The organism is Gloeocapsopsis crepidinum LEGE 06123, assembly GCF_015207655.1.
GTDB classification, from domain to species: Bacteria; Cyanobacteriota; Cyanobacteriia; order Cyanobacteriales; family Chroococcidiopsidaceae; genus Gloeocapsopsis; species Gloeocapsopsis crepidinum.
Genome location: NZ_JADEWN010000013.1, coordinates 64,283 through 83,184 on the forward strand (window position 1 = coordinate 64,283; position 18,902 = coordinate 83,184).

The window sequence follows — 18,902 nt, forward strand, 5'->3', positions numbered from 1 at the left end:
TAGTCCCATCTACGGAATTTAAACTTACTTTGAGCTTTAAGTATTTTGAGCTAACTTTAATCATCATTGATAACTCTGCAAAGCGATAAAATGCTTGAGGAATTAAGTATTAAATTGTCCTAAGTGCTAGCTAAAATTTAGTTTATGAATGCTCTGATCCAAGAAGTACAGTCAAGTTTATTGCAGTTGTTAGGCAGTGCTATTGAAGCGCTTCCAGCATTTGCAGCAGCAATTGTTATTCTTTTTTTTACGCGTTATGCAGCTAATGTCACTCGGAGAATGACTCATGTAGCAACCAAACGAGTAGTGAAAAGTCAATCCTTGCGATCGCTTCTCGTACAGATTACTCATGTTGCAACTTGGGTAGTGGGGATTCTCTTTGCTTGTGTACTGGCGTTTCCAGACTTGCGCTTGGGAGATATTATCGGTTTACTCGGCTTGAGTTCAGTAGCGTTTGGTTTTGCGTTTCAAGACATTTTCAAAAATTTTCTCGCAGGGGTTTTATTACTTTTAAATGAACCTTTTCGTTTGGGAGATCAGATTATTGTTAATGGTTCAGAAGGAACAGTAGAAGATATTACAATTCGCTCAACTCAAATTAAAACCTATCAAGGAGAACGTGTCTTAATTCCTAATGCTATTGTGTTTACAAGTTCCGTGCAAGTTCTAACGGCAATGCCACATCGTCGAACTGATTTGGAGTTGGGTGTAGATTATAATACTGACTTAGCAAGTGCAATCGATTTATTGCTAGAAACTGTTAAACAAGTTAAAGGTGTTTTACCAAGCCCGTCCCCTGAAGTCGATGCAGTTGCTTTTGGTGATAGTGCGATTGAGTTAATGGTGCGTTACTGGAGTGCGCCGCAGAAAATTCAGGTACGTCAAACAAGAACCCGCGTTATTGTTGCCCTAAAACGAGCGTGCGATCGCGCTGAAATTAATATTCCTTATCCAATTCGTACGCTTTACTATTACAACCAAGAAAAATACAACGATCATTATCCATCTAAGGATAATACTGATTCTCATGTAAACTAGCGTTTGTTTGACACAAACTGAGTTGTTGCAATCGTAGCTACAATTTTTAGTGTTAATTCAACTTATTTATAAGAATCAAGGATGAGAAAGTATGCTTCTAATTCTGTAAAACTACTTATTTAACGGATTGTCACAACATCCGTGTTTTCTCGATTTCTCTGTTTATATGGATGAGATAGTATATGAATTAAATATTAGTTGATATAGAATTACTGCTATTTTTCAATAAATGCTAAACTTACCTCTCACTTATTTAAAGCAATTTATTATTCAAATTAAACCTATTTTCACAAGGAAATGTTTGGTTCAGCAAGTGCGATCGCCTTTCATTTTACTTAAACAATTAGGGCTTTCTTGTTGGGCAAGAATCGCTATTTATTTATTTTTAGACTACATTATATTACCAGCAGATCTCGTTCATAAAATTCTACCAGACACTCAATTTACAGATATATGTTCTTCTTTATCTACTATTTCTTTGTCACTTGCTATATATATTGTTCCCGAACTTAAAGAAGTCACTAGGCATCAAAACTAGAATAGCTAGAATTCGGGTAAGTCAAACTCACCCGATATAACTTAACTGAAGATACTGCCAAAAAATTCTATAGCTTCTTTCAAAGCGGCAATAAATACATCAATTTCTTGCCGAGTATTATAAAAAGATAAGCTAGCTCGTGCGGTAGATTGAATGCCAAGATGGCGATGTAATGGTTGAGTACAATGATGTCCGGCGCGAATTGCAACACCCGCTTGATCTAAAATTGTTGATAGATCGTGAGGATGGACATCGCCAGCAGTAAATGCTGCTAATGCAGCTCTTCCTAAACCTGCTACTTTAGGTTGAGGACCATAAGTCTGAATTTCAGAGATTTGTCCGAGTTGTTCCCACAAGTAAGCTGTTAATTCTGCTTCATAGGCATAGATATTATCCATACCAATTGCACTGAGGTAGTCTACTGCTGCACCAAGAGCGATCGCTTCTGCAATTGCTGGAGTTCCGGCTTCAAATTTGTGTGGTAAATCTGCGTAGGTAGCATGGTCTAAAAACACATCCGCAATCATTTCACCACCGCCTAAAAAGGGCGACATTGAGCGGAGGATATCTAATTTTCCGTAAAGAAAACCAATACCAGTAGGAGCGCACATTTTATGACCAGAAGCAACTAACCAATCGCAGTCAATTTGCTGCACGTCGATTGGCATATGCGGAACACTTTGGCAAGCATCAATTAATACTTTTGCACCATGTTCGTGAGCGATCGCTGCGATTTCCTTAACTGGACTAATACAACCTAAAGTATTAGAAACATGAACTGTAGCGACGAGTTTTGTTTTATCAGAAATGAGTGACTTAAAGTGTTCTAAGTCAAACTCTTGTTCTGCTGTTAATTCAACAAACTTTAGAACTGCACCAGTGCGTTGTGCTAATAATTGCCAAGGAATTAAGTTACTGTGGTGTTCCATAACAGAGAGAATAATTTCATCTCCTGTCTGTAAGCTGCTTCCCCAACTGTAGGCGACTAAGTTAATTGCTTCGGAGGCGTTGCGGGTGAAGACAATTTCTTGACGCGATGCGGCGTTGATGAAGGCTGCCACTTTATCTCTTGCGGCTTCGTAAGCATCGGTAGCTTTGGCGCTGAGGGTATGAACACCACGATGCACGTTGGAATTGTACTGTTCGTAGTAATCGCGGAGTGTGTTGAGAACAAGTAGTGGTTTTTGGGATGTCGCAGCGTTGTCTAGGTAGACTAAGGGCTTGCCGTTGACTTTTTGGTGGAGAATGGGAAAGTCGCTGCGGATGCGATCAGCTAGGGTTTTTTCTCGGGTGAGTGTCATGGTTGGAGGAAGGGAAGGTGATTGAACCGAACTTCGGCGCAGAGTTATTGATTAAAGATTGATGGTTTTTAGTAGAGTTTGTTGGAGGGAAGGGATAGGGATTTGGTTGATAATTTCGGCGGCGAAGGCGTTGACGAGGAGGTTGCGGGCGTCGGTAGCGTTGAGTCCTCTGCTTTGGAGGTAGAAGACTTCATCGTCATCAAGTTGGCTGACGGTTGCGCCGTGGGCGCATTTAACGTTATCGGCTGTGATTTCTAGTTGGGGTTTGGTGTCTACTCTGGCTTTGGGTGAGAGTAATAAATTGCGGTTCAGTTGGGCGGCGTCTGTTTGTTGTGCGGGTTTAGGTACGAAGATTTTGCCGTTGAAGACTGCGTGGGCGCGATCGCCGACGATACATTTATGTTGTTGGAGACTTGTACCGTAGGGATGATTGAGTGCAAGAGTACTGTGCGTATCGGCGAGTTGATTTCCGGAGATCTTAGTTAAACCGTTGAGGATTGTTTGGGTTTGTTCGCCAGTTTGGAAGATTTCTAAATTGTGACGTGATAGCTTTGCGCCTAAAGTAATTGCAGTGCAGGTGTAGCGGCTATCTCTTGCTTGGGCGATCGCAGTTTTACCAATATGAAAGGCTTCTGGGCTATCGCGTTCGATTCTAGTGTGGTTAACTTGGGCGTTTTCTGCCAGCCAAATTTCTGTTACTGCGTTGGTAAAGTAAACTGCTTCTCCTACTTCGGCTTCGGTTTCTTCTGCTTCTAGGTTTGTCATTTGATTGAAGTAATCTTCAATCAGCGTAACGCTACTATTCGATTCTGCTACGACAAGACAACGCGGTTGCGAAACGATTGGAGTGTTACTCGCAGTTGAAATAAAGAGGAGATGAATTGGTGTTTCGACAACAATATTTTTAGGTATCCAAACTATAGCAACATCTGCGATCGCTGCTGTATTCAGCGCAGTAAAGACTTCTTGTGCACCTGGAAGTTGTGCCAAATATTTTTTTATTTGAGAATGATACGCTGGTGGTAGCCCATCAAGGTTACTCGCGATTATTCCATCAGGTAGTGTAACTGCTGACAAGTCGGGTGCATAAACACCATTAACAAACACTAACCGACTGCGTGCTTCTGGCAGCAAAAGAGATTCAAGTGCTGCTAAATTTGGTTTTGATGACGATGCGGCTTGAAAATTAACTGACTTTAAAGCAGATAAATCAGTAAATCGCCACTCTTCATCGCGAGTTGTGGGAATTTTAGACTGCTGTACTGTCTCAGCGGCGCGATCGCGAATTGCTTGTAATAAAGATACTAATTCTGGTTCTTGAACAGCGATCGATTGTGTTTGATATAGACTCAACAACTCAGTGTCAACTGAAGATACTACCCCAACTTGGTTTAGGTCAGGAGTGACTTGAATACTCATTTTGCTCCTACCTCAGATACGTTCTCTTCTAGCACCCAGTCATAGCCACGCGACTCTAACTCTAGTGCTAATTCTTTACCACCACTCGTGATGACACGACCATCTGCCATAACATGAACAAAGTCTGGCACGATGTAGTTAAGTAGACGCTGATAGTGGGTAATTAAAAGAATGGCATTATCTGGAGTGGCTAATTGATTAACTCCATTAGCAACAATTTTGAGCGCATCAATATCTAATCCTGAGTCTGTCTCATCTAAAATTGCCAGTTTTGGTTCGAGTAGCGCCATTTGCAGAATTTCATTTCGCTTCTTCTCACCACCTGAAAAGCCTTCATTGACACTACGGTTGAGAAAAGTAGGATTCATTTTGACGACTTCCAGCTTTTCTTGGACTATTTCATCAAAATCAAAAGCATCTAATTCTTCTAAACCTTGCACTTTGCGTCGCGAGTTGTAAGCTACTCGGAGAAAGTCTAAGTTGGTAACACCAGGAATTTCTAGCGGATATTGAAATGCCATAAATACACCACTTTGGGCGCGTTCCTCTGGTTCCATTTCTAGTAAGTTGTTACCTTGGAAAATCACCTCACCGCCAGTCACTTTATAAGCTGGGTGTCCTGCTAAAACCTTTGAAAATGTGCTTTTACCAGAACCATTTGGTCCCATGATGGCATGAATTTCACCGGCTTTAATTTCTAAGTTAACACCTTTGAGAATCGGCGTTCCTTCTACTTCGGCTGTCAAATCCCGCACTGACAGCACAGTTCCACTGTTTTCTACAATCATCTTTTTGTCTTTGTGTCGTTCATTTAGCAGGACGGTACAGGGAGAATACTTATCCCACAGTTAGCCTACACTGCCTTCTAGTTTTAAGCTCAGTAGTCGATCTGCTTCTACTGCAAACTCCATTGGTAACTGATTGAAGACATCTTTACAGAAGCCACTAATCATCATAGAAACAGCATCTTCTGCAGATATACCACGCTGTGAAAAGTAAAATAGCTGTTCTTCACCAATCTTAGAAGTTGACGCTTCATGTTCTACTCTGGCAGTGTTGTTCTGTACTTGAATGTAGGGGAAGGTGTTGGCATGAGCATTATCCCCGATCAGCATTGAATCGCACTGTGAATAATTTCTTGCACCTTTGGCATTGGGACTGACTTTGACTAAGCCGCGATAGCTATTCGAGGAGCGTCCAGCTGAGATTCCTTTGGAAACAATAGTACTACGAGTATTTTTCCCAACGTGTACCATTTTAGTTCCAGTATCAGCTTGCTGCATATTGTTCGTTAATGCAACTGAGTAAAATTCACCAACTGAATTATCGCCTACGAGGACGCAGCTGGGATACTTCCAAGTAATTGCTGAACCTGTTTCTACTTGTGTCCAGGAAATTTTAGAGTTCACACCTTGACACAAACCGCGCTTAGTTACGAAGTTGTAAATTCCACCTTTGCCATTTTCATCTCCAGCGTACCAGTTTTGCACTGTAGAGTATTTAATTTCTGCATTGTCTAGCGCAACCAACTCTACCACAGCCGCATGGAGTTGATTAGTGTCGTACATAGGTGCTGTACAACCTTCAAGGTAGGAAACATAGCTCCCTTCCTCAGCAACGATCAGCGTCCGTTCAAACTGTCCAGTATCACCACTGTTAATGCGGAAGTAAGTAGACAGTTCCATCGGACATTTGGTGTTCTTGGGAACATAGACAAAGGAACCATCGCTGAATACAGCACTGTTTAACGCAGCAAAGTAGTTGTCTGCAATGGGAACAACGCTACCTAAGTACTTTTGCACTAACTCTGGATATTCTCGTAAGGCTTCGGAAATGGAACAGAAGATTACGCCTTCTTCAGCAAGCTTTTCTTTGAATGTTGTCGCTACGGAAACGCTATCAAAAATAGCATCCACTGCTACGTTAGAAAGTCGTTTTTGCTCTGAGAGAGGAATTCCTAGTTTTTCAAAAGTTTCTAGAAGCGTAGGATCGACTTCTTCTAGACTGTTGAGCTTAGGCTTCTTCTTCGGTGCAGAGTAATAAATGATATCCTGGTAATTAATCGGAGGATACTTGACATTAGACCAGGCAGGTTCTGTCATTTTTTGCCACTGACGGAAAGCTTTGAGGCGAAACTCTAGCATGAACTCTGGCTCTTCTTTCTTGGCAGAGATTAGCCGAATCACATCTTCGCTCAGTCCACGTGGAATCGTATCTGCCTCAATGTCGGTGACAAATCCGTATTTGTATGGCTGATTGACTAGGGTTTTGACAGTGGCACTCATGGGTAGTGTTCTCTTAGTGTTCTGTAATAGGATCTTTTTAAGGCTGGAAGACGGGTATTAGTTTAGTTTTTGACGTTTTTGATGCAACTGCTGTTACAATTAAATCAACTAAAACAACAAGTATGTTGTTTAATCTATCTCCATTTTACGCTACATTAACAACAGCTATGTTGTCAAAGTAAATTTTTCACCTAAAAATTTTGGTAAAAAGATGGCGATTACGCAGCAGCAGTCCTCCACCAAGCAGGATATCCTGCATTATCTACTTAAACAGGGTCAGGCAACAGCCCAGGAACTTGCTACGCAGCTAGAAGTCAGTCCACAAGCAATTCGCCGTCATCTTAAAGATCTTGAAGCAGAAGAGCTAATACACTACGCAGCAGTACAGGCAGGAATGGGACGTCCGCAGCATATGTACCAGCTAAGCCCTCAAGGGCGCGATCGCTTGCGACGCGACTCAACTGATTCAGATAGTTATGGTGAGTTTGCTGTTTCTTTATTAGACACTTTGGCAGAAACTGTCGGGCGCGATCAGATGAGTTCCATTTTACGCAAACAATGGGAGCGCAAAGCAATTGAGTATCGCGATCGCGTTGGTAATGGTTCCCTCAAAGAACGTGTAGCTAAGTTAGTCGAGTTAAGAAAAGCAGAAGGATTCATGGCAGAGTGGTATCCTGTAGATGAATTCAGGAGTGTAGGCGATCGCTTTATCCTCACAGAACATAACTGCGCAATTTCTAATGTAGCTGAGTCTTTTCCTAGCGTTTGTACTCACGAACTAGAAATGTTTGCCGCAGTGCTACCTGACTGTACCGTAGAGCGCACGCACTGGATTATCGACGGCGAACACCGCTGTGGATATTTAGTCCAAGCAAGACAAAAAACTCACTAATTTCTGACTTCTTTCATGATATCAACTCCGGTTAACTACTTACGATTCTAGTGGCTAGTCACTAGTCACTCAACAATAGTTTGGTTATTCAACCAGAGATAATATGAACACCCAACAGCAACCTTCAACTCAATTCCTGACGTTAGAAGAATCAGCCAAAGTAGATGCAGCGCTGCTATCGTCTCCTGAGAAGTTTTTGACTCGGCTCACGATTTCTTCTTGGAAGCTCTTGAAGCATATTGCCCGAGATTATAATGTTGCTATAGAAGATTTGACACCACAGCAAATCGTTGCTTGGTTTGAGCAAGATGGAAAAATTAGACGAGAGCAAGGCACTGAAGCTGCTTATCTAAAGTGGTGATTGAAAGTTGATAACAATACTTATTGTCTTACAGTTCATTTAATTAGAGCTAATAACTTTGACTTTGAGATTGGTTAGAGTTGCAAGATGGTTAAAAGTGCTTGTGTGCAGCATTTTTGTAAATGACATTTGTTCTCCTGGATCTATCCCATCACCTGCTTCTATAGAGACAGATGTACTAGCAACAACTTGATTATTACGTTGGTCAAACACATTCAATTGAATTACTGGTAACACTCCAGCTAAGTTAGACTCGTTCGTGAGATTTCCTTTGATTTCTAAAATATTTTTATCAGCAGTGGGTGTAATTGTGACCTCAGAAAATCGGATATTTTCTAATGAAATTATCTGAGGTTTTGATTTATCACGATTAGGTAAAATTTTGTTTATGATTCTAGTTTTATTGCAAATACTACTAGATAAATCAATAATTTCTCCACGCCATTCTACATAGCATAAAGGATCTTGAGCTAAGATTACTTGAGGAAATAGCAGAAAAGCTATAACCGTTCCTATTACTTTAAACATACATTTTTCTATAAAAAGTAGGCTTATTAAAAATCTTTTTAACAAGTAACAATTATTCTTCGCGAGTATTAATAACTAGTCAAGTAGTACAATTACAGTATAGTTATGTAAATTAACTAAATTAATATGAAATGTGGAGTAGGCATCTTGCTTGTCCATACTTATACTACTAACAGTTTCCAGGTCTTCTATTGCAGATTGTATTTAACATATTTACGAAGCGAGAATCGGGAACAGAACTACCTTGAAACAGAAGATCAGTTGAGGCAGGTCCGTAAGAAGTAATTCCAATAATTTGATTTAAACTAGGATTCTGTCCTCCGTTTTGCCCCACAGATGCTACTCCAAAATTCTGTATCCAAGGTCCACCACTTGAACCTCCTCGCATATCAGAACCATATTCTACCGAATTGGGAGTTCGGGTGCGGAAACTTTGGGCATTAACCTGGTGCATTTTATTGCCATTATCAAGATTGCCTGGATAACCAAGTAAAGTTGCGTGGTTAGGAAAAAGACTAAAAGTCTTAAAACCAAGAGAGCCAGTCACTTGACCGATTTTGCGATAGACTCCTTTAAAGGGTAAATCGTTGATTTCAATTACCGCGTAGTCAGCTGCGTTGGGGACAACGCCATTACCTTTAGCCCAAGCATCTGGAGTGAGTACATAACTCCAACTCCAAGACTTATAGGGCGCAGCACCATCTCGATATGCAGGAACAAATAGGAAATTAGTAAAGAAACCTTTTTGACCACCACTACCACCGTGAACGCAGTGACCTGCGGTTAAGACAATTCTAGGTTTGATAACTGCACCGGAGCAAACAAAGTCGCCTTGACCAGGTATTGTAAAAAAGAGTTTTCCTACTGCTCTATAAGGATAGACAAGATCTGCTGATAAAGGAACAAGTCGAGAACTTGTAAAGTAAGCTCTTGCTGAACCAGCATTGTTAGGTTGTACTAGTTGCTCATTGGCTACAGAATTTGTCTGACGTGGTTGAAATAACTTGTTTTGTAAATCAGGTGCAATGTTAATTGTTGGTGCTTGACCGCTTGCACTCACTGGAGTTCCTGCTAATGGAACTGTCTGTGTTGTTAACTGATTGGTAGGTTTAGGTAAATTTAATGGTTTAGCATTCTGCAGCCGCTGTGGAGTCCAGTAAGTATTGTTGCTATTGGTAGTAACAGTGTTGTTGACTTTAGAAACAAAGCCAGGTGCAGCCATAACCACATTAGGCACTACACTTGCAATTGTTGTAATAAACACTAAGTATAATTGAATGCGAATTTGAAATTTCATATCTGATTTTCCTCTGAACACCACTTCTTCAAAAAAGTTTTTGGTATAAAATCTCATGCAATTACGATGGAACCAAAAGTTTTTAGTTCCTGAAAACGATCGCTTCTTTAAAAGCCTTAGCTTTCATTCAGAGCCACTAGGGTAGTTGCATGCGTACTAAAAGCTTCTCAAATTGCAAATATATTATCCAAACTAGTTTGCTGGTAAATCTCCGCTTCAATAATGCTGTGTTATTCATTAAATTTTTTATACAATCTTTATTAAGATGTAAGAATAACTTGCTAACAGCATAAATGCAATATTGACACTTTTAAGGTATGTTATTATACAGATAGATTGATTAAGATAGTAATGTTACTGTAATAAATTTAACTAATGATGTTTAAAGGGAAATTGGTTAAGTATCAAACAGTAAATTATCAAGTTTTCTTATAACCTTAGTTAGAGCAATACTCAAAGTTTCCTAGCTCAATGAGACTTAAGTCCTGAAGTCATCTTAGTACTCATAAGGAATTGGCTTCAGGATTCAATCAACAGCAGCTCAAAAGAGGTAATTGTGGCTATTTTGCTTTATTTTTTGCGCCACGGACAAACTGAGTGCAGCCGAAACAATGCTTTTTGTGGTGCTATTGATCCAAGTTTGACACCAGAAGGAGTGGAGATGGCGCAAGCTTTTGCTGCGGCTTACCGTCATAGTTCCTGGGATGCTGTTGTTTCTAGCCCCATGCAACGCACGATCGCAACTGCAAAACCTTTATGTGAAGCATTAGGAATAGACTTACAACTACGCGATGGTTTAAAAGAAATCAACTTTGGTAAATGGGAAGGCTTGTCAGTCGATGCGGTAGCTCGCGATTATCACGACGATTATATTCGCTGGTCAGCAGATCCGGCGTGGTATCCTCCGACTGGTGGTGAATTAGCCGTGGCGATCGCCTCTCGCGCCATGCAAGTCATTGAAGAAATTAAAAATTCTTACAAAAGTGGCAATATACTAATCGTCTCGCATAAAGCAACGATTCGCATTATGTTATGTAGTCTGCTCGGAATCGATGTTGGGCGCTTTCGTTATCGCTTAGGATGCCCTGTGGGTTCTGTTAGTATTGTGGAATTTGGAACGCACGGTCCACTGCTTCATGCTTTAGCTGATCGTACTCACCTTAATGAGCATTTGCGCTCTTTACCAGGAACTTAATTAAAAAGCTGGGGGTTTAATTCTTCCCCAGCTACTAGATACTCATTCCTTTTGTGTCTGGTACCAACCTTAAAATGAATTGATGTTAGTAGTCCATTTCGTGCAAATTATGCCTCTCATCATTACTAATATCGAGAAATTCGCCTGTTTGACCATGTACATTAGTAGATAATGAGTAGACGTTGCTGCGATCGTAAGGAAGTTCTATCTTCAGGACGTAATGGACATCTCGCAATCCTTTAAACCAAAATTGACCTTGATTGTCGGTGCGAGTTGTTTGTGGTGGGATGGAATTAATTGTGACTTTGGCATTTGCTACTACGCCATGTCCATCGTGTATGCGGCGAGTATCGGCTAATTTACCATAGAGTAAACTGTCTCCCTGAGGACGCGCTCGAAACGCTAGGCTAGGTTGCAGTGTTAGTAATGCAAATACTGTTACGGCAATGACTATACCCAATACTAATCGCAGTTGTTTGGAACGCAGTAGTTTTTTGAATTTGAACATATTTGCGTTCTTTGATTTACTCAGTGTCATGATTCAGTCTCCGTAGCGGTAAATGGTCTACCAGTAGCTAAGTCTTGACGATTTCTCACGCCAGAAATTACAGCAGCCATGCGTTGGAAGACTTCAATTGAGCGAGTGGGTAGATACTAATCCTGATACAGGCATCTGCTCCATATTGAGATAGCCACCTGGTTGCCCATCTTTGACACCGTATTTCATAATCCGCGCCCCTGTGCGCAACGGTGTTCCCATCCCATCGCCAACAAAAAAGATCACTTTGTTGAGTTGACCTCGTTGTTGAAATGGTTGAACGCGGTAAGTATTACGCGCGGAAACTTGGCGTCTGTCGATGTTCAGAGTCGCTACGATTTCGTAACGTCCTGGCTTAGGTAAACTCCAGTTGCGGAGTGTTTGACCAAATAGGTTTGAGCCTTCGGGCGGTAGTCCGACTTCGATGGAACCACCAGGGAGTTGCAGATGTTCGTTGATTCGCTGTCTAAAGGTTCCAGTAAAGTTGTTGCCGTTGATTGTGATTGATTCTAATTTCGGTGCTGACTGCGCAGGAATTAAGCTTTCTACACGCAAATCAAAGCGTTGCCCAACCAGTATAGTTGTATTATTCGTAGGCCAGATGCGAACGATTTCCTCGTCTGCTCCTTGCGCCTGGACAGGTAGCACAGTAGCTAGCCAAGTCATTGCTACGATCGCAAAAGTGCTAACTACTTTCCATCGCTTCTGCACAAACTGAATTGAGCATAAACTGCTCATCGCAAAATCTCCTCTAATGATGGAAATAACAGTTTTTCCATGTCGCGTTTTTCACAGTCGCAAGCATTTGTAGCAGGGGAGGTGCCAAATAGCATCCAGAGGCTTTGTAGCAGTAACGCAGTAGCCGAAATTGCAACAAGCCCTGATACAAGAAGACTAATTGCACTATCAGCCCACATCCAACCAAGCCAGGAAATTGCGATCGCTGCTAAAATTACACCAAATGAGCTAAATAAATCTGACAGTACGTGCAAGAAGGCTGCTTTAAAATTAAGATCGCAGTGACTGCACTCGTGCAACCAAAAAGCATTACAACCATTAATTCCTAACCCAACAACTGCTGTCAGCAACATTGGTAGGCTAAGAATATCTGATGAAGTTGGAGATTGCATCCTTGCAATTGCTTCTGTCGCTACCCAACTTGCCAAAATAATTAAGCTAAGACTATTTAGCAGTGCGGCGTACAGTTCAATGCGACCATTGCCGTACTTAGCATGACGTCTAGCGCTTTGTGCGATCCAGCTTGCTATCAGCGTTACTCCTAATGCTGCGACATCTGAAAGTAGATGACCTGCATCTGCTAACAGAGACAAACTGTGGATCCATAACCCAACACCAAGTTCAACAGCAAAAAAACTGATCTCCAGCCCGATTGCTAGTTGTAGTATTTGGATTTTCCGCGTGTTCGAGTGCAATTTTGGCATTATTCACAAAGTAAAAATGGCGACCTTATGTAGTATCAGTTGCTCTAGAGAAGCATAATGTTTCTCAACTAGCAACTTGATTTTCATTGCCCTGATACGGAGGAAAATAAATGAATCCTTGTGCAGATTAGCAACTATTAGATTAATGAATCAGTAAGCGAACTTTAACTTTTGGTGAAAATCGGTAATTTGTAATTTGTAATTGGTGATAGGTATTTTTGCTAATTGCTAAATTTTAAATTACATTTATTTTCTTATTATTTTATCTTTATTCTGATACTATCTATAGTTCTAATATGATTCCTAATATTTACACAATTCCTCTAATTCAGTTAGCTTCTGGCGATCGCTTGTCACTTCAAGTCTATCGATTCGTCGGCGCGAAGTCTGGTAAAAAAGTATATCTTCAAGCAAATTTACACGGTGCAGAGATTGCTGGTAATGCTGTAATCTATCAACTAATTGAGTTTTTAAAAACCTTACAAGTTACCCAATTAGTTGGTGAAGTTTGGCTAGTTCCTGTATGCAATCCCCTAGGAGTCAATCAGCGATCGCATCGGTTTGCTTCTGGGCGCTATTGTGTATATGAAGGCAAAGATTGGAATCGAATTTTTTGGGATTATGAAAAAAGTCAAGACGACCTAGAAGAATTTGCTAAAACGCAAATTAATTTAGATATAGATACTATTAGAATAAACTATTCAAATAAAATTATCAATCATTTCGCTACACTTACAGAAAAAATTCATTCTCCTAGCAGCGTACCTTTTACAGAACTTTTTCGCTATCGCTTACAGTCGCTTAGTATTGATGCAGATTATGTAATTGATCTCCACACTTCTACTGATCGAGGCTTAGATTATCTCTATTATTTTTCTAGCCGCGAATTGAGTGCTCAATACTTTCTACTTGATTATGGTATTTTACTTGACGACTATGATGGTGATGCTTTTGATGAAGCTTTTATCAAACCGTGGTTAGCCTTAGAAAATACCTTGCGGCAACTAGGGCGAGAAATTACTTTTGATATAGAAGCTTGGACATTAGAACTTGGTTCAGGAATGCAAATGACACCACAGTCGGTAGAAAAAGGCGTACAAGGAGTGAAGAATTATCTACTGCATAAAGGTGTATTAGCGTTGAAGACAAAGGCGATCGCGCATGAGATGACTTTTAGATCAAAAAGTCAGGTAACAAAATATTATGCTCCTGTTGGAGGTATGGTACAAGCACGCGTACCTCTTGGTAGCGAAGTTGAAGCAGGAGAGAAACTGTATGAGATTTTAATGTTTAATAAAACTGGAGAATTGCCTTCTTTGATTGATATTTGTGCTGAAAAAGATGGTTTAGTTTATGACGTTGCTACTAATCATGCGGTGAATGAAGGGGAATATGTATTGGCAGTGATGTGATAGAACAAGGAAGGACAGGCAGGATGCCTATCCTATAGATTATTTAATCTCCTAAGCAGATATTTAATCCTCTGGCAGTTTTCACTAAAGTACCATTAGGATCGACAGCGCGATATTGGGCGATCGCTTCTGCTATGGGGACGCTAACAACTTGACGATTTTGCCAAGTCACCATTTGGTCATACTTTTGTTCAGCAATTAAATCAACAGCTGCAACGCCAAAAGCTGAAGCAATCAGTCTTTCTAAAGGTGATGGTGTTCCACCACGCTGAATGTGTCCTAACACTGTAACGCGAGTTTCTGCGCCAATGCGATGGCAAATTTCATCGGCTAAATATTGACCAATACCACCATATCTGCATTCACCTGAACGGTCTGTACTGACAACTGAATTACCTGTCTCGTTACGTACTGCTTCGGAGACAATGATCAAGCAATAGTTTTTGCCTTGTTCTTGGCGTTCTTTAATATTACGGCAAACTTGGTCAACGGTGTAAGGAATTTCGGGAATTAATATCACATCCGCACCACCTGCAATTCCAGCACTAATTGCAATGTGCCCCGCATCACGCCCCATCACTTCTAAAATCATGACGCGGCTGTGACTAGCAGCAGTAAAATGCAATCGATCCAAGGCTTCTGTTGCAATACTCACCGCAGTTTCAAATCCAATTGAAAGTTCGGTAACTCCGACATCATTGTCAATCGTTTTGGGAATTGCAACTAAATTGATTTTTCCTTGTTGGGCAAGACGACGCAAAATTGCTAAACTACCATCGCCTCCAATTCCAATCATGGCGTCTAAACCAAGTTGGTGATAACCAGCGATAATTTCCTCAGAGCGATCGCATACACTACCATCTGCCATTGGGTAAGCAAAAGGATCGCCTTTGTTAGTTGTGCCTAAAACGGTACCGCCAGTAGTTAGCAAGAAATTTACCTTTTCAACGTCCAAAGCCATATACTTTGGTGGTTGCTGCATTAACCCTAATGTAGCCTGGCGAATACCTAATACTTCCCAACTGTAAGTCCCTACAGCGCGATTTACCACTGCTCGAATGACAGCATTCAATCCAGCGCAATCACCGCCACTGGTAAGAATACCAATGCGTTTGTGTTCTCCCATTTTGACTTAAGCCATGAGTCCTCTTCTGAAAGTAGATTAAACTAGATTGGACGGACACTTTTTGCAAATTCCTACAGGATTTTATTATTTGTGATTTTTGGCAAAGAAACTATATTAAAACTTGCGAATGGGTAAAGGGTCAGTGTGAGTGGTTGGTGCTTAGTGGCTAGTCCGTAGCAATAACTCTTCTAGTTTCCCTAAGAATTCCTTAATGTAGCAAAGTAAATATTCAGGATTAATACAAAACAAAAGTGAGCGATATTGATAGTTTTAACTTTTCTGAAGCGTGGAGTATTCCGCAAGCGCCTACCGGATATAAATCGGGTTTTATTGGCATTATTGGACGCCCGAATGTCGGTAAATCGACATTAATGAATCAACTTGTAGGTCAAAAAATTGCGATTACTTCACCTGTAGCGCAAACTACGCGAAATCGTTTGCAAGGAATCTTAACAACACCAGAAGCACAACTGATTTTTGTTGATACGCCAGGAATTCACAAGCCACACCATCAACTCGGAGAAGTTCTAGTTCGCAACGCACGAATTGCAATTGACTCTGTTGATGTCATATTGTTTGTCGTCGATGGTGCGCAACCAGCGGGAGGTGGCGATCGCTTTATTGTTGATTTACTTAGTCGCACTGAAAATCCTGTGATTTTGGGGATCAACAAAATCGATCAACAAACGGATTCGCAGCAACTCGATCGTACTTATGAGGAGTTAATTGCACCCTATCAATGGCGAATTGTCAAGTTCTCTGCGTTTACAAAAGAAGGGTTAGACGAACTTTTACAGTTACTCGTTACGCATTTAGAACCAGGACCATATTACTATCCGCCAGATTTAGTTACCGATCAACCTGAGCGGTTTATTATGGGAGAATTGATCCGCGAACAAATTTTGCTGCTAACCCGCGAAGAAGTTCCCCACTCAGTAGCAGTGACAATTGACCGAGTTGAAGAAGATACGACAATTACTCGCGTCTTAGCTACGATTCATGTTGAACGTGACTCACAAAAAGGTATTTTGATCGGAAAAGGCGGTACGATGCTCAAAGCGATCGGTTCTGCGGCGCGAGAACAAATGCAAAAGCTAATTGCAGGTAAAGTTTACTTAGAATTATTTGTAAAAGTGCAACCCAAATGGCGACAATCGCGTTTTCGATTGTCAGAATTAGGCTATCGCGTGGAAGAGTGATTGGTGAGTGGAAGTCGCAACTACATAAATAAAACCTGCCTACGCGGGTTAAGAATCTTAGTTTTTTAAGTTTTATATCAGCACATTGAGATATTAATTGAATGCATAAAGTTCTGAAATATTACAACTTACATTTTGGAGTTTTATTAATTTAGTATCGCGGTGCGATCGCAAGTATCAATTGTATAGAGCCTCAATGTATAATCTTTTTGTATATACATCAATTTATATTATGACCGATCAAATTATTACTAAGTAGGGAAACAGTTTAGCTATCGCATTCCTAGTGCAATTGCCAAGCAAATTCATTTGCAAGAAGGCATAACAGTGAGATTTCCTGTTGTTGATGGTGGCATCATGATTCAACTGCAAAGGAAAAAATACACTTTAGAAGAACTGCTTGAGGGGATGACTCCAGATAACTTTCATTCAGAAACTGACATAGAAACACCTGTAGGTAATGAAGTCTGGTAATTGAATATTTTCTTGGATACCTACTATGCTCAAACATTACATTCAAAGGACTAGATAACAACGAGAAGATCTAGAAAGTACTCGCTGTTGTTATCTAGCCAAGTTTCAAACTTTAATGTCTCAATGACTGCATCAATAACTTTTTGACGATTCGTCTTTCCTTCCATAAACCAACCTGTCCAATAGACAAGTGAACTTGCACGTTGCACTCGCCATACAGTTAGTAAAGATTCTTGTTCTAGTGATATCAAAGAACTATTTTGGTGATAACCTGTGCTAAATGCTTTCACAATATCAGCAAAAAAATCTTCTTTCCAAGGAAACGAAGCAAGCTGATCCAAGCTACTTAAATAATCTAGTAATCTTAAGTCAAAAGTTGCAAACTCAAAATCTAAAACACCAATAACTTGGTCGTCTTCTACAAGAATGTTCGGTGTAATATAATCAGCATGAATTGTCTGGAGTGGTAATGTTTGATAGAGATAAGGCACAGACTCTATTACTTCACTCAACATGTGATTGAGAATAGTCTCCTCCGCAAATCCCAGATTTAGTACTTGGGTGATCGCCAACGGATTATTAATTAAAGGGTGAATTTGAGCTAAATTACCCCAGTATGGCAATCTTGCTAGTTGTCCCTGTGAGTCAAATTCTGTAAGGACGCAATGTAATTCCGCGAGTGTACAGCCTATAGATTGTATTTGTTGAAGGTTGCGTCGATCAGCTGGTTGTCCAACTATTCGCGGTAATAAAGCGACTTTTAGCGATCGCTGTTGGGTTTCGACATGAATTAGAGTTTCATCTGATAATGCAGGGATAGGTGCTGGAATTGCAAAAGATAAATTTACCTGTTGTAAAAAGGCAAGTAATGAGTGTTCATATTCAATTTGAGCAGCATCTGTTGTCGTAGAATAAATCTTCAAAACAAATTCGTCAGTTGGTGTGTGGACAAAGTATGTTGTATTACTTCTTCCCTGAGTCGCGTCTAGCATCATCTCAGACAAACATGACCAATGGTTAACAAGAACCTGTTTTTCTAATTCAGATAACTCCATTTGTATATAGCTAACCCTTTTCCAAAAACTGACATCAAAATCGATAATTACGCTGATTTACCCAAAAGCTAATTGGTACTGCACGACCTTGAGTGTCCACTTTAACTTCAACGACAAGCGATCGCTGTTGTTGATCGCGTTGTGCTTGCGAAATGCTTTGATTAATTTCATCGCGCTGGGCTTCAGGCATATAGTATGTTTCTAAGCCGTAAGCAATTGAGTTACCTGTAAATTTTCCTTTGATCGCGACTTGATTTGCAGCTAAATTTTGCGGGCGATCGCGACTGACGCGCACAGGTTTCCATGCAGGTGGTGGTGTTGTATTTGATGTAGGTGCTTCGAGTATGACATAAAGGTTTGTTCCCACAGGTACGTCATTGACCGAAGATTCGCTAGTTTGCTGTTGAGTTAACTCTTGCCAACCAGGAAGACGCTGCAAGTTATTGATTTGGGAAATGTCATAACTCAGTGTTTGCGAGTAACCCCGCAAAGGATCGTAAGGATCGACAGGTACGGTCTGCAGAATCGCGGTTTTTCCAGTAAGTTGCGTATAAAATGGTTGCGCTGGTGCAGCTAGAATAATTCCTGTTTGAAAAAGTAGCGGTAGCCATAGCCGCCAAAATGGTAATTTTCCAGGAAGTCGTTGCGGCTTTAAGACTTCAGGTGTTGTCTCAACTTTAGATGTCATAGTAAGTCCTTTTGGATTGTTTTTGCCTTATGGTTGCTATATGCAGGTCAGCAGGAAAGAACTATGATTGATCGTAACTATTTCCTACATTGGTAATAAATTACCTATTCGAGA

20 protein-coding genes are annotated in these 18,902 nt (G+C 40.6%); 8 read left to right on the top strand and 12 right to left on the bottom strand.

What is annotated here, in order from left to right; genetic code table 11:
* Positions 1–144 precede the first annotated feature (144 nt).
* A complete protein-coding gene (locus tag IQ230_RS07650; RefSeq protein ID WP_193931430.1) occupies positions 145–1,038 on the top strand; it encodes a mechanosensitive ion channel family protein in 894 nt (297 codons plus the stop codon).
* A gap of 301 nt (positions 1,039–1,339) precedes the next feature.
* Entirely contained in the window at positions 1,340–1,576 is a 237-nt protein-coding gene (locus IQ230_RS07655) for a hypothetical protein (protein WP_193931431.1), read from the top strand.
* A 41-nt stretch (positions 1,577–1,617) separates the two neighbouring features.
* Here IQ230_RS07655 and IQ230_RS07660 read toward each other — a convergent pair whose 3' ends face one another.
* Genes IQ230_RS07660 through sufB form a run of 4 tightly spaced genes read right to left on the bottom strand, consistent with a single transcriptional unit; the run spans position 1,618 to position 6,581 of the window.
* Complete coding sequence (locus IQ230_RS07660) at positions 1,618–2,877, bottom strand: SufS family cysteine desulfurase (RefSeq protein WP_193931432.1); 1,260 nt, start codon at positions 2,875–2,877, stop codon at positions 1,618–1,620.
* A 51-nt stretch (positions 2,878–2,928) separates the two neighbouring features.
* On the bottom strand, positions 2,929–4,296 hold the full coding sequence (gene sufD / locus IQ230_RS07665) for a Fe-S cluster assembly protein SufD (RefSeq protein ID WP_193931433.1): 1,368 nt from the start codon (positions 4,294–4,296) through the stop codon (positions 2,929–2,931).
* The gene (gene sufC, locus IQ230_RS07670; RefSeq protein WP_193931434.1) at positions 4,293–5,084 is read right to left on the bottom strand and encodes a Fe-S cluster assembly ATPase SufC; all 792 of its coding nucleotides are present in this window, start codon (positions 5,082–5,084) and stop codon (positions 4,293–4,295) included. Before sufC ends, sufD begins: the two co-directional genes overlap by 4 nt.
* Before the next feature lie 60 nt (positions 5,085–5,144).
* Positions 5,145–6,581 carry a Fe-S cluster assembly protein SufB gene (gene sufB / locus IQ230_RS07675; RefSeq protein ID WP_193931435.1) on the bottom strand — a complete coding sequence of 479 codons (1,437 nt, stop codon included), beginning with the start codon at positions 6,579–6,581 and terminating at the stop codon, positions 5,145–5,147.
* A 211-nt stretch (positions 6,582–6,792) separates the two neighbouring features.
* On the opposite strand from sufB, the gene sufR reads away from it, so the two are divergent.
* On the top strand, positions 6,793–7,473 hold the full coding sequence (gene sufR / locus IQ230_RS07680) for an iron-sulfur cluster biosynthesis transcriptional regulator SufR (RefSeq protein ID WP_193931436.1): 681 nt from the start codon (positions 6,793–6,795) through the stop codon (positions 7,471–7,473).
* 103 nt (positions 7,474–7,576) lie between these two features.
* A complete protein-coding gene (locus tag IQ230_RS07685; RefSeq protein ID WP_193931437.1) occupies positions 7,577–7,834 on the top strand; it encodes a hypothetical protein in 258 nt (85 codons plus the stop codon).
* Positions 7,835–7,873: 39 nt separating this feature from the next.
* Here the strand turns inward: IQ230_RS07685 and IQ230_RS07690 are convergent, their stop codons facing one another.
* Both IQ230_RS07690 and IQ230_RS07695 read right to left on the bottom strand, forming a co-directional pair.
* Entirely contained in the window at positions 7,874–8,362 is a 489-nt protein-coding gene (locus tag IQ230_RS07690; protein ID WP_193931438.1) for a hypothetical protein, read from the bottom strand.
* A gap of 169 nt (positions 8,363–8,531) precedes the next feature.
* On the bottom strand, positions 8,532–9,659 hold the full coding sequence (locus IQ230_RS07695) for a trypsin-like serine peptidase (RefSeq protein WP_193931439.1): 1,128 nt from the start codon (positions 9,657–9,659) through the stop codon (positions 8,532–8,534).
* A 556-nt stretch (positions 9,660–10,215) separates the two neighbouring features.
* Between IQ230_RS07695 and IQ230_RS07700 the strand changes: the two genes are divergently transcribed.
* Positions 10,216–10,854, top strand: coding sequence for a histidine phosphatase family protein (locus IQ230_RS07700; protein WP_193931440.1), 639 nt, complete (start codon positions 10,216–10,218; stop codon positions 10,852–10,854).
* 85 nt (positions 10,855–10,939) lie between these two features.
* Here IQ230_RS07700 and IQ230_RS07705 read toward each other — a convergent pair whose 3' ends face one another.
* From IQ230_RS07705 to IQ230_RS07715, 3 genes are all read right to left on the bottom strand, one after another.
* Entirely contained in the window at positions 10,940–11,362 is a 423-nt protein-coding gene (locus IQ230_RS07705; RefSeq protein ID WP_193931441.1) for a carboxypeptidase-like regulatory domain-containing protein, read from the bottom strand.
* Between the two features lie 123 nt (positions 11,363–11,485).
* Complete coding sequence (locus IQ230_RS07710; protein ID WP_228054672.1) at positions 11,486–12,130, bottom strand: hypothetical protein; 645 nt, start codon at positions 12,128–12,130, stop codon at positions 11,486–11,488.
* Positions 12,127–12,834: a cation diffusion facilitator family transporter gene (locus IQ230_RS07715; RefSeq protein WP_193931442.1), complete on the bottom strand. Its 708-nt coding sequence runs from the start codon at positions 12,832–12,834 to the stop codon at positions 12,127–12,129. Before IQ230_RS07715 ends, IQ230_RS07710 begins: the two co-directional genes overlap by 4 nt.
* Before the next feature lie 296 nt (positions 12,835–13,130).
* Here IQ230_RS07715 and IQ230_RS07720 point away from each other — a divergent pair, with 296 nt between their 5' ends.
* Positions 13,131–14,246 carry a succinylglutamate desuccinylase/aspartoacylase family protein gene (locus IQ230_RS07720; RefSeq protein ID WP_193931443.1) on the top strand — a complete coding sequence of 372 codons (1,116 nt, stop codon included), beginning with the start codon at positions 13,131–13,133 and terminating at the stop codon, positions 14,244–14,246.
* 43 nt (positions 14,247–14,289) lie between these two features.
* Here IQ230_RS07720 and IQ230_RS07725 read toward each other — a convergent pair whose 3' ends face one another.
* Entirely contained in the window at positions 14,290–15,372 is a 1,083-nt protein-coding gene (locus IQ230_RS07725; protein ID WP_193931444.1) for an ATP-dependent 6-phosphofructokinase, read from the bottom strand.
* A 260-nt stretch (positions 15,373–15,632) separates the two neighbouring features.
* Here IQ230_RS07725 and era point away from each other — a divergent pair, with 260 nt between their 5' ends.
* The gene (era, locus tag IQ230_RS07730) at positions 15,633–16,571 is read left to right on the top strand and encodes a GTPase Era (RefSeq protein WP_322742324.1); all 939 of its coding nucleotides are present in this window, start codon (positions 15,633–15,635) and stop codon (positions 16,569–16,571) included.
* Between the two features lie 327 nt (positions 16,572–16,898).
* Positions 16,899–17,045 carry an AbrB/MazE/SpoVT family DNA-binding domain-containing protein gene (locus IQ230_RS26460; RefSeq protein WP_228054673.1) on the top strand — a complete coding sequence of 49 codons (147 nt, stop codon included), beginning with the start codon at positions 16,899–16,901 and terminating at the stop codon, positions 17,043–17,045.
* Between the two features lie 50 nt (positions 17,046–17,095).
* On the opposite strand, the gene IQ230_RS07740 is transcribed toward IQ230_RS26460, so the two are convergent.
* Together IQ230_RS07740 and IQ230_RS07745 are read right to left on the bottom strand one after the other, a co-directional pair.
* Positions 17,096–18,100 (bottom strand): phosphotransferase, encoded by a 1,005-nt coding sequence (locus tag IQ230_RS07740; protein WP_193931446.1) that lies wholly within the window; start codon positions 18,098–18,100, stop codon positions 17,096–17,098.
* A gap of 34 nt (positions 18,101–18,134) precedes the next feature.
* Complete coding sequence (locus tag IQ230_RS07745; protein WP_193931447.1) at positions 18,135–18,788, bottom strand: GDYXXLXY domain-containing protein; 654 nt, start codon at positions 18,786–18,788, stop codon at positions 18,135–18,137.
* Between the last annotated feature and the right edge of the window lie 114 nt (positions 18,789–18,902).

Bases quoted from the DNA above. Each gene is read 5' to 3' on its own strand.
- IQ230_RS07650 (WP_193931430.1), top strand. From the start codon at position 145: ATGAATGCTCTGATCCAAGAAGTACAGTCAAGTTTATTGCAGTTGTTA.
- IQ230_RS07660 (WP_193931432.1), bottom strand. From the start codon at position 2,877: ATGACACTCACCCGAGAAAAAACCCTAGCTGATCGCATCCGCAGCGAC.
- sufD (WP_193931433.1), bottom strand. From the start codon at position 4,296: ATGAGTATTCAAGTCACTCCTGACCTAAACCAAGTTGGGGTAGTATCT.
- sufC (WP_193931434.1), bottom strand. From the start codon at position 5,084: ATGATTGTAGAAAACAGTGGAACTGTGCTGTCAGTGCGGGATTTGACA.
- sufB (WP_193931435.1), bottom strand. From the start codon at position 6,581: ATGAGTGCCACTGTCAAAACCCTAGTCAATCAGCCATACAAATACGGA.
- sufR (WP_193931436.1), top strand. From the start codon at position 6,793: ATGGCGATTACGCAGCAGCAGTCCTCCACCAAGCAGGATATCCTGCAT.
- IQ230_RS07685 (WP_193931437.1), top strand. From the start codon at position 7,577: ATGAACACCCAACAGCAACCTTCAACTCAATTCCTGACGTTAGAAGAA.
- IQ230_RS07690 (WP_193931438.1), bottom strand. From the start codon at position 8,362: ATGTTTAAAGTAATAGGAACGGTTATAGCTTTTCTGCTATTTCCTCAA.
- IQ230_RS07695 (WP_193931439.1), bottom strand. From the start codon at position 9,659: ATGAAATTTCAAATTCGCATTCAATTATACTTAGTGTTTATTACAACA.
- IQ230_RS07705 (WP_193931441.1), bottom strand. From the start codon at position 11,362: ATGTTCAAATTCAAAAAACTACTGCGTTCCAAACAACTGCGATTAGTA.
- IQ230_RS07710 (WP_228054672.1), bottom strand. From the start codon at position 12,130: ATGAGCAGTTTATGCTCAATTCAGTTTGTGCAGAAGCGATGGAAAGTA.
- IQ230_RS07715 (WP_193931442.1), bottom strand. From the start codon at position 12,834: ATGCCAAAATTGCACTCGAACACGCGGAAAATCCAAATACTACAACTA.
- IQ230_RS07720 (WP_193931443.1), top strand. From the start codon at position 13,131: ATGATTCCTAATATTTACACAATTCCTCTAATTCAGTTAGCTTCTGGC.
- IQ230_RS07725 (WP_193931444.1), bottom strand. From the start codon at position 15,372: ATGGGAGAACACAAACGCATTGGTATTCTTACCAGTGGCGGTGATTGC.
- IQ230_RS07740 (WP_193931446.1), bottom strand. From the start codon at position 18,100: ATGGAGTTATCTGAATTAGAAAAACAGGTTCTTGTTAACCATTGGTCA.
- IQ230_RS07745 (WP_193931447.1), bottom strand. From the start codon at position 18,788: ATGACATCTAAAGTTGAGACAACACCTGAAGTCTTAAAGCCGCAACGA.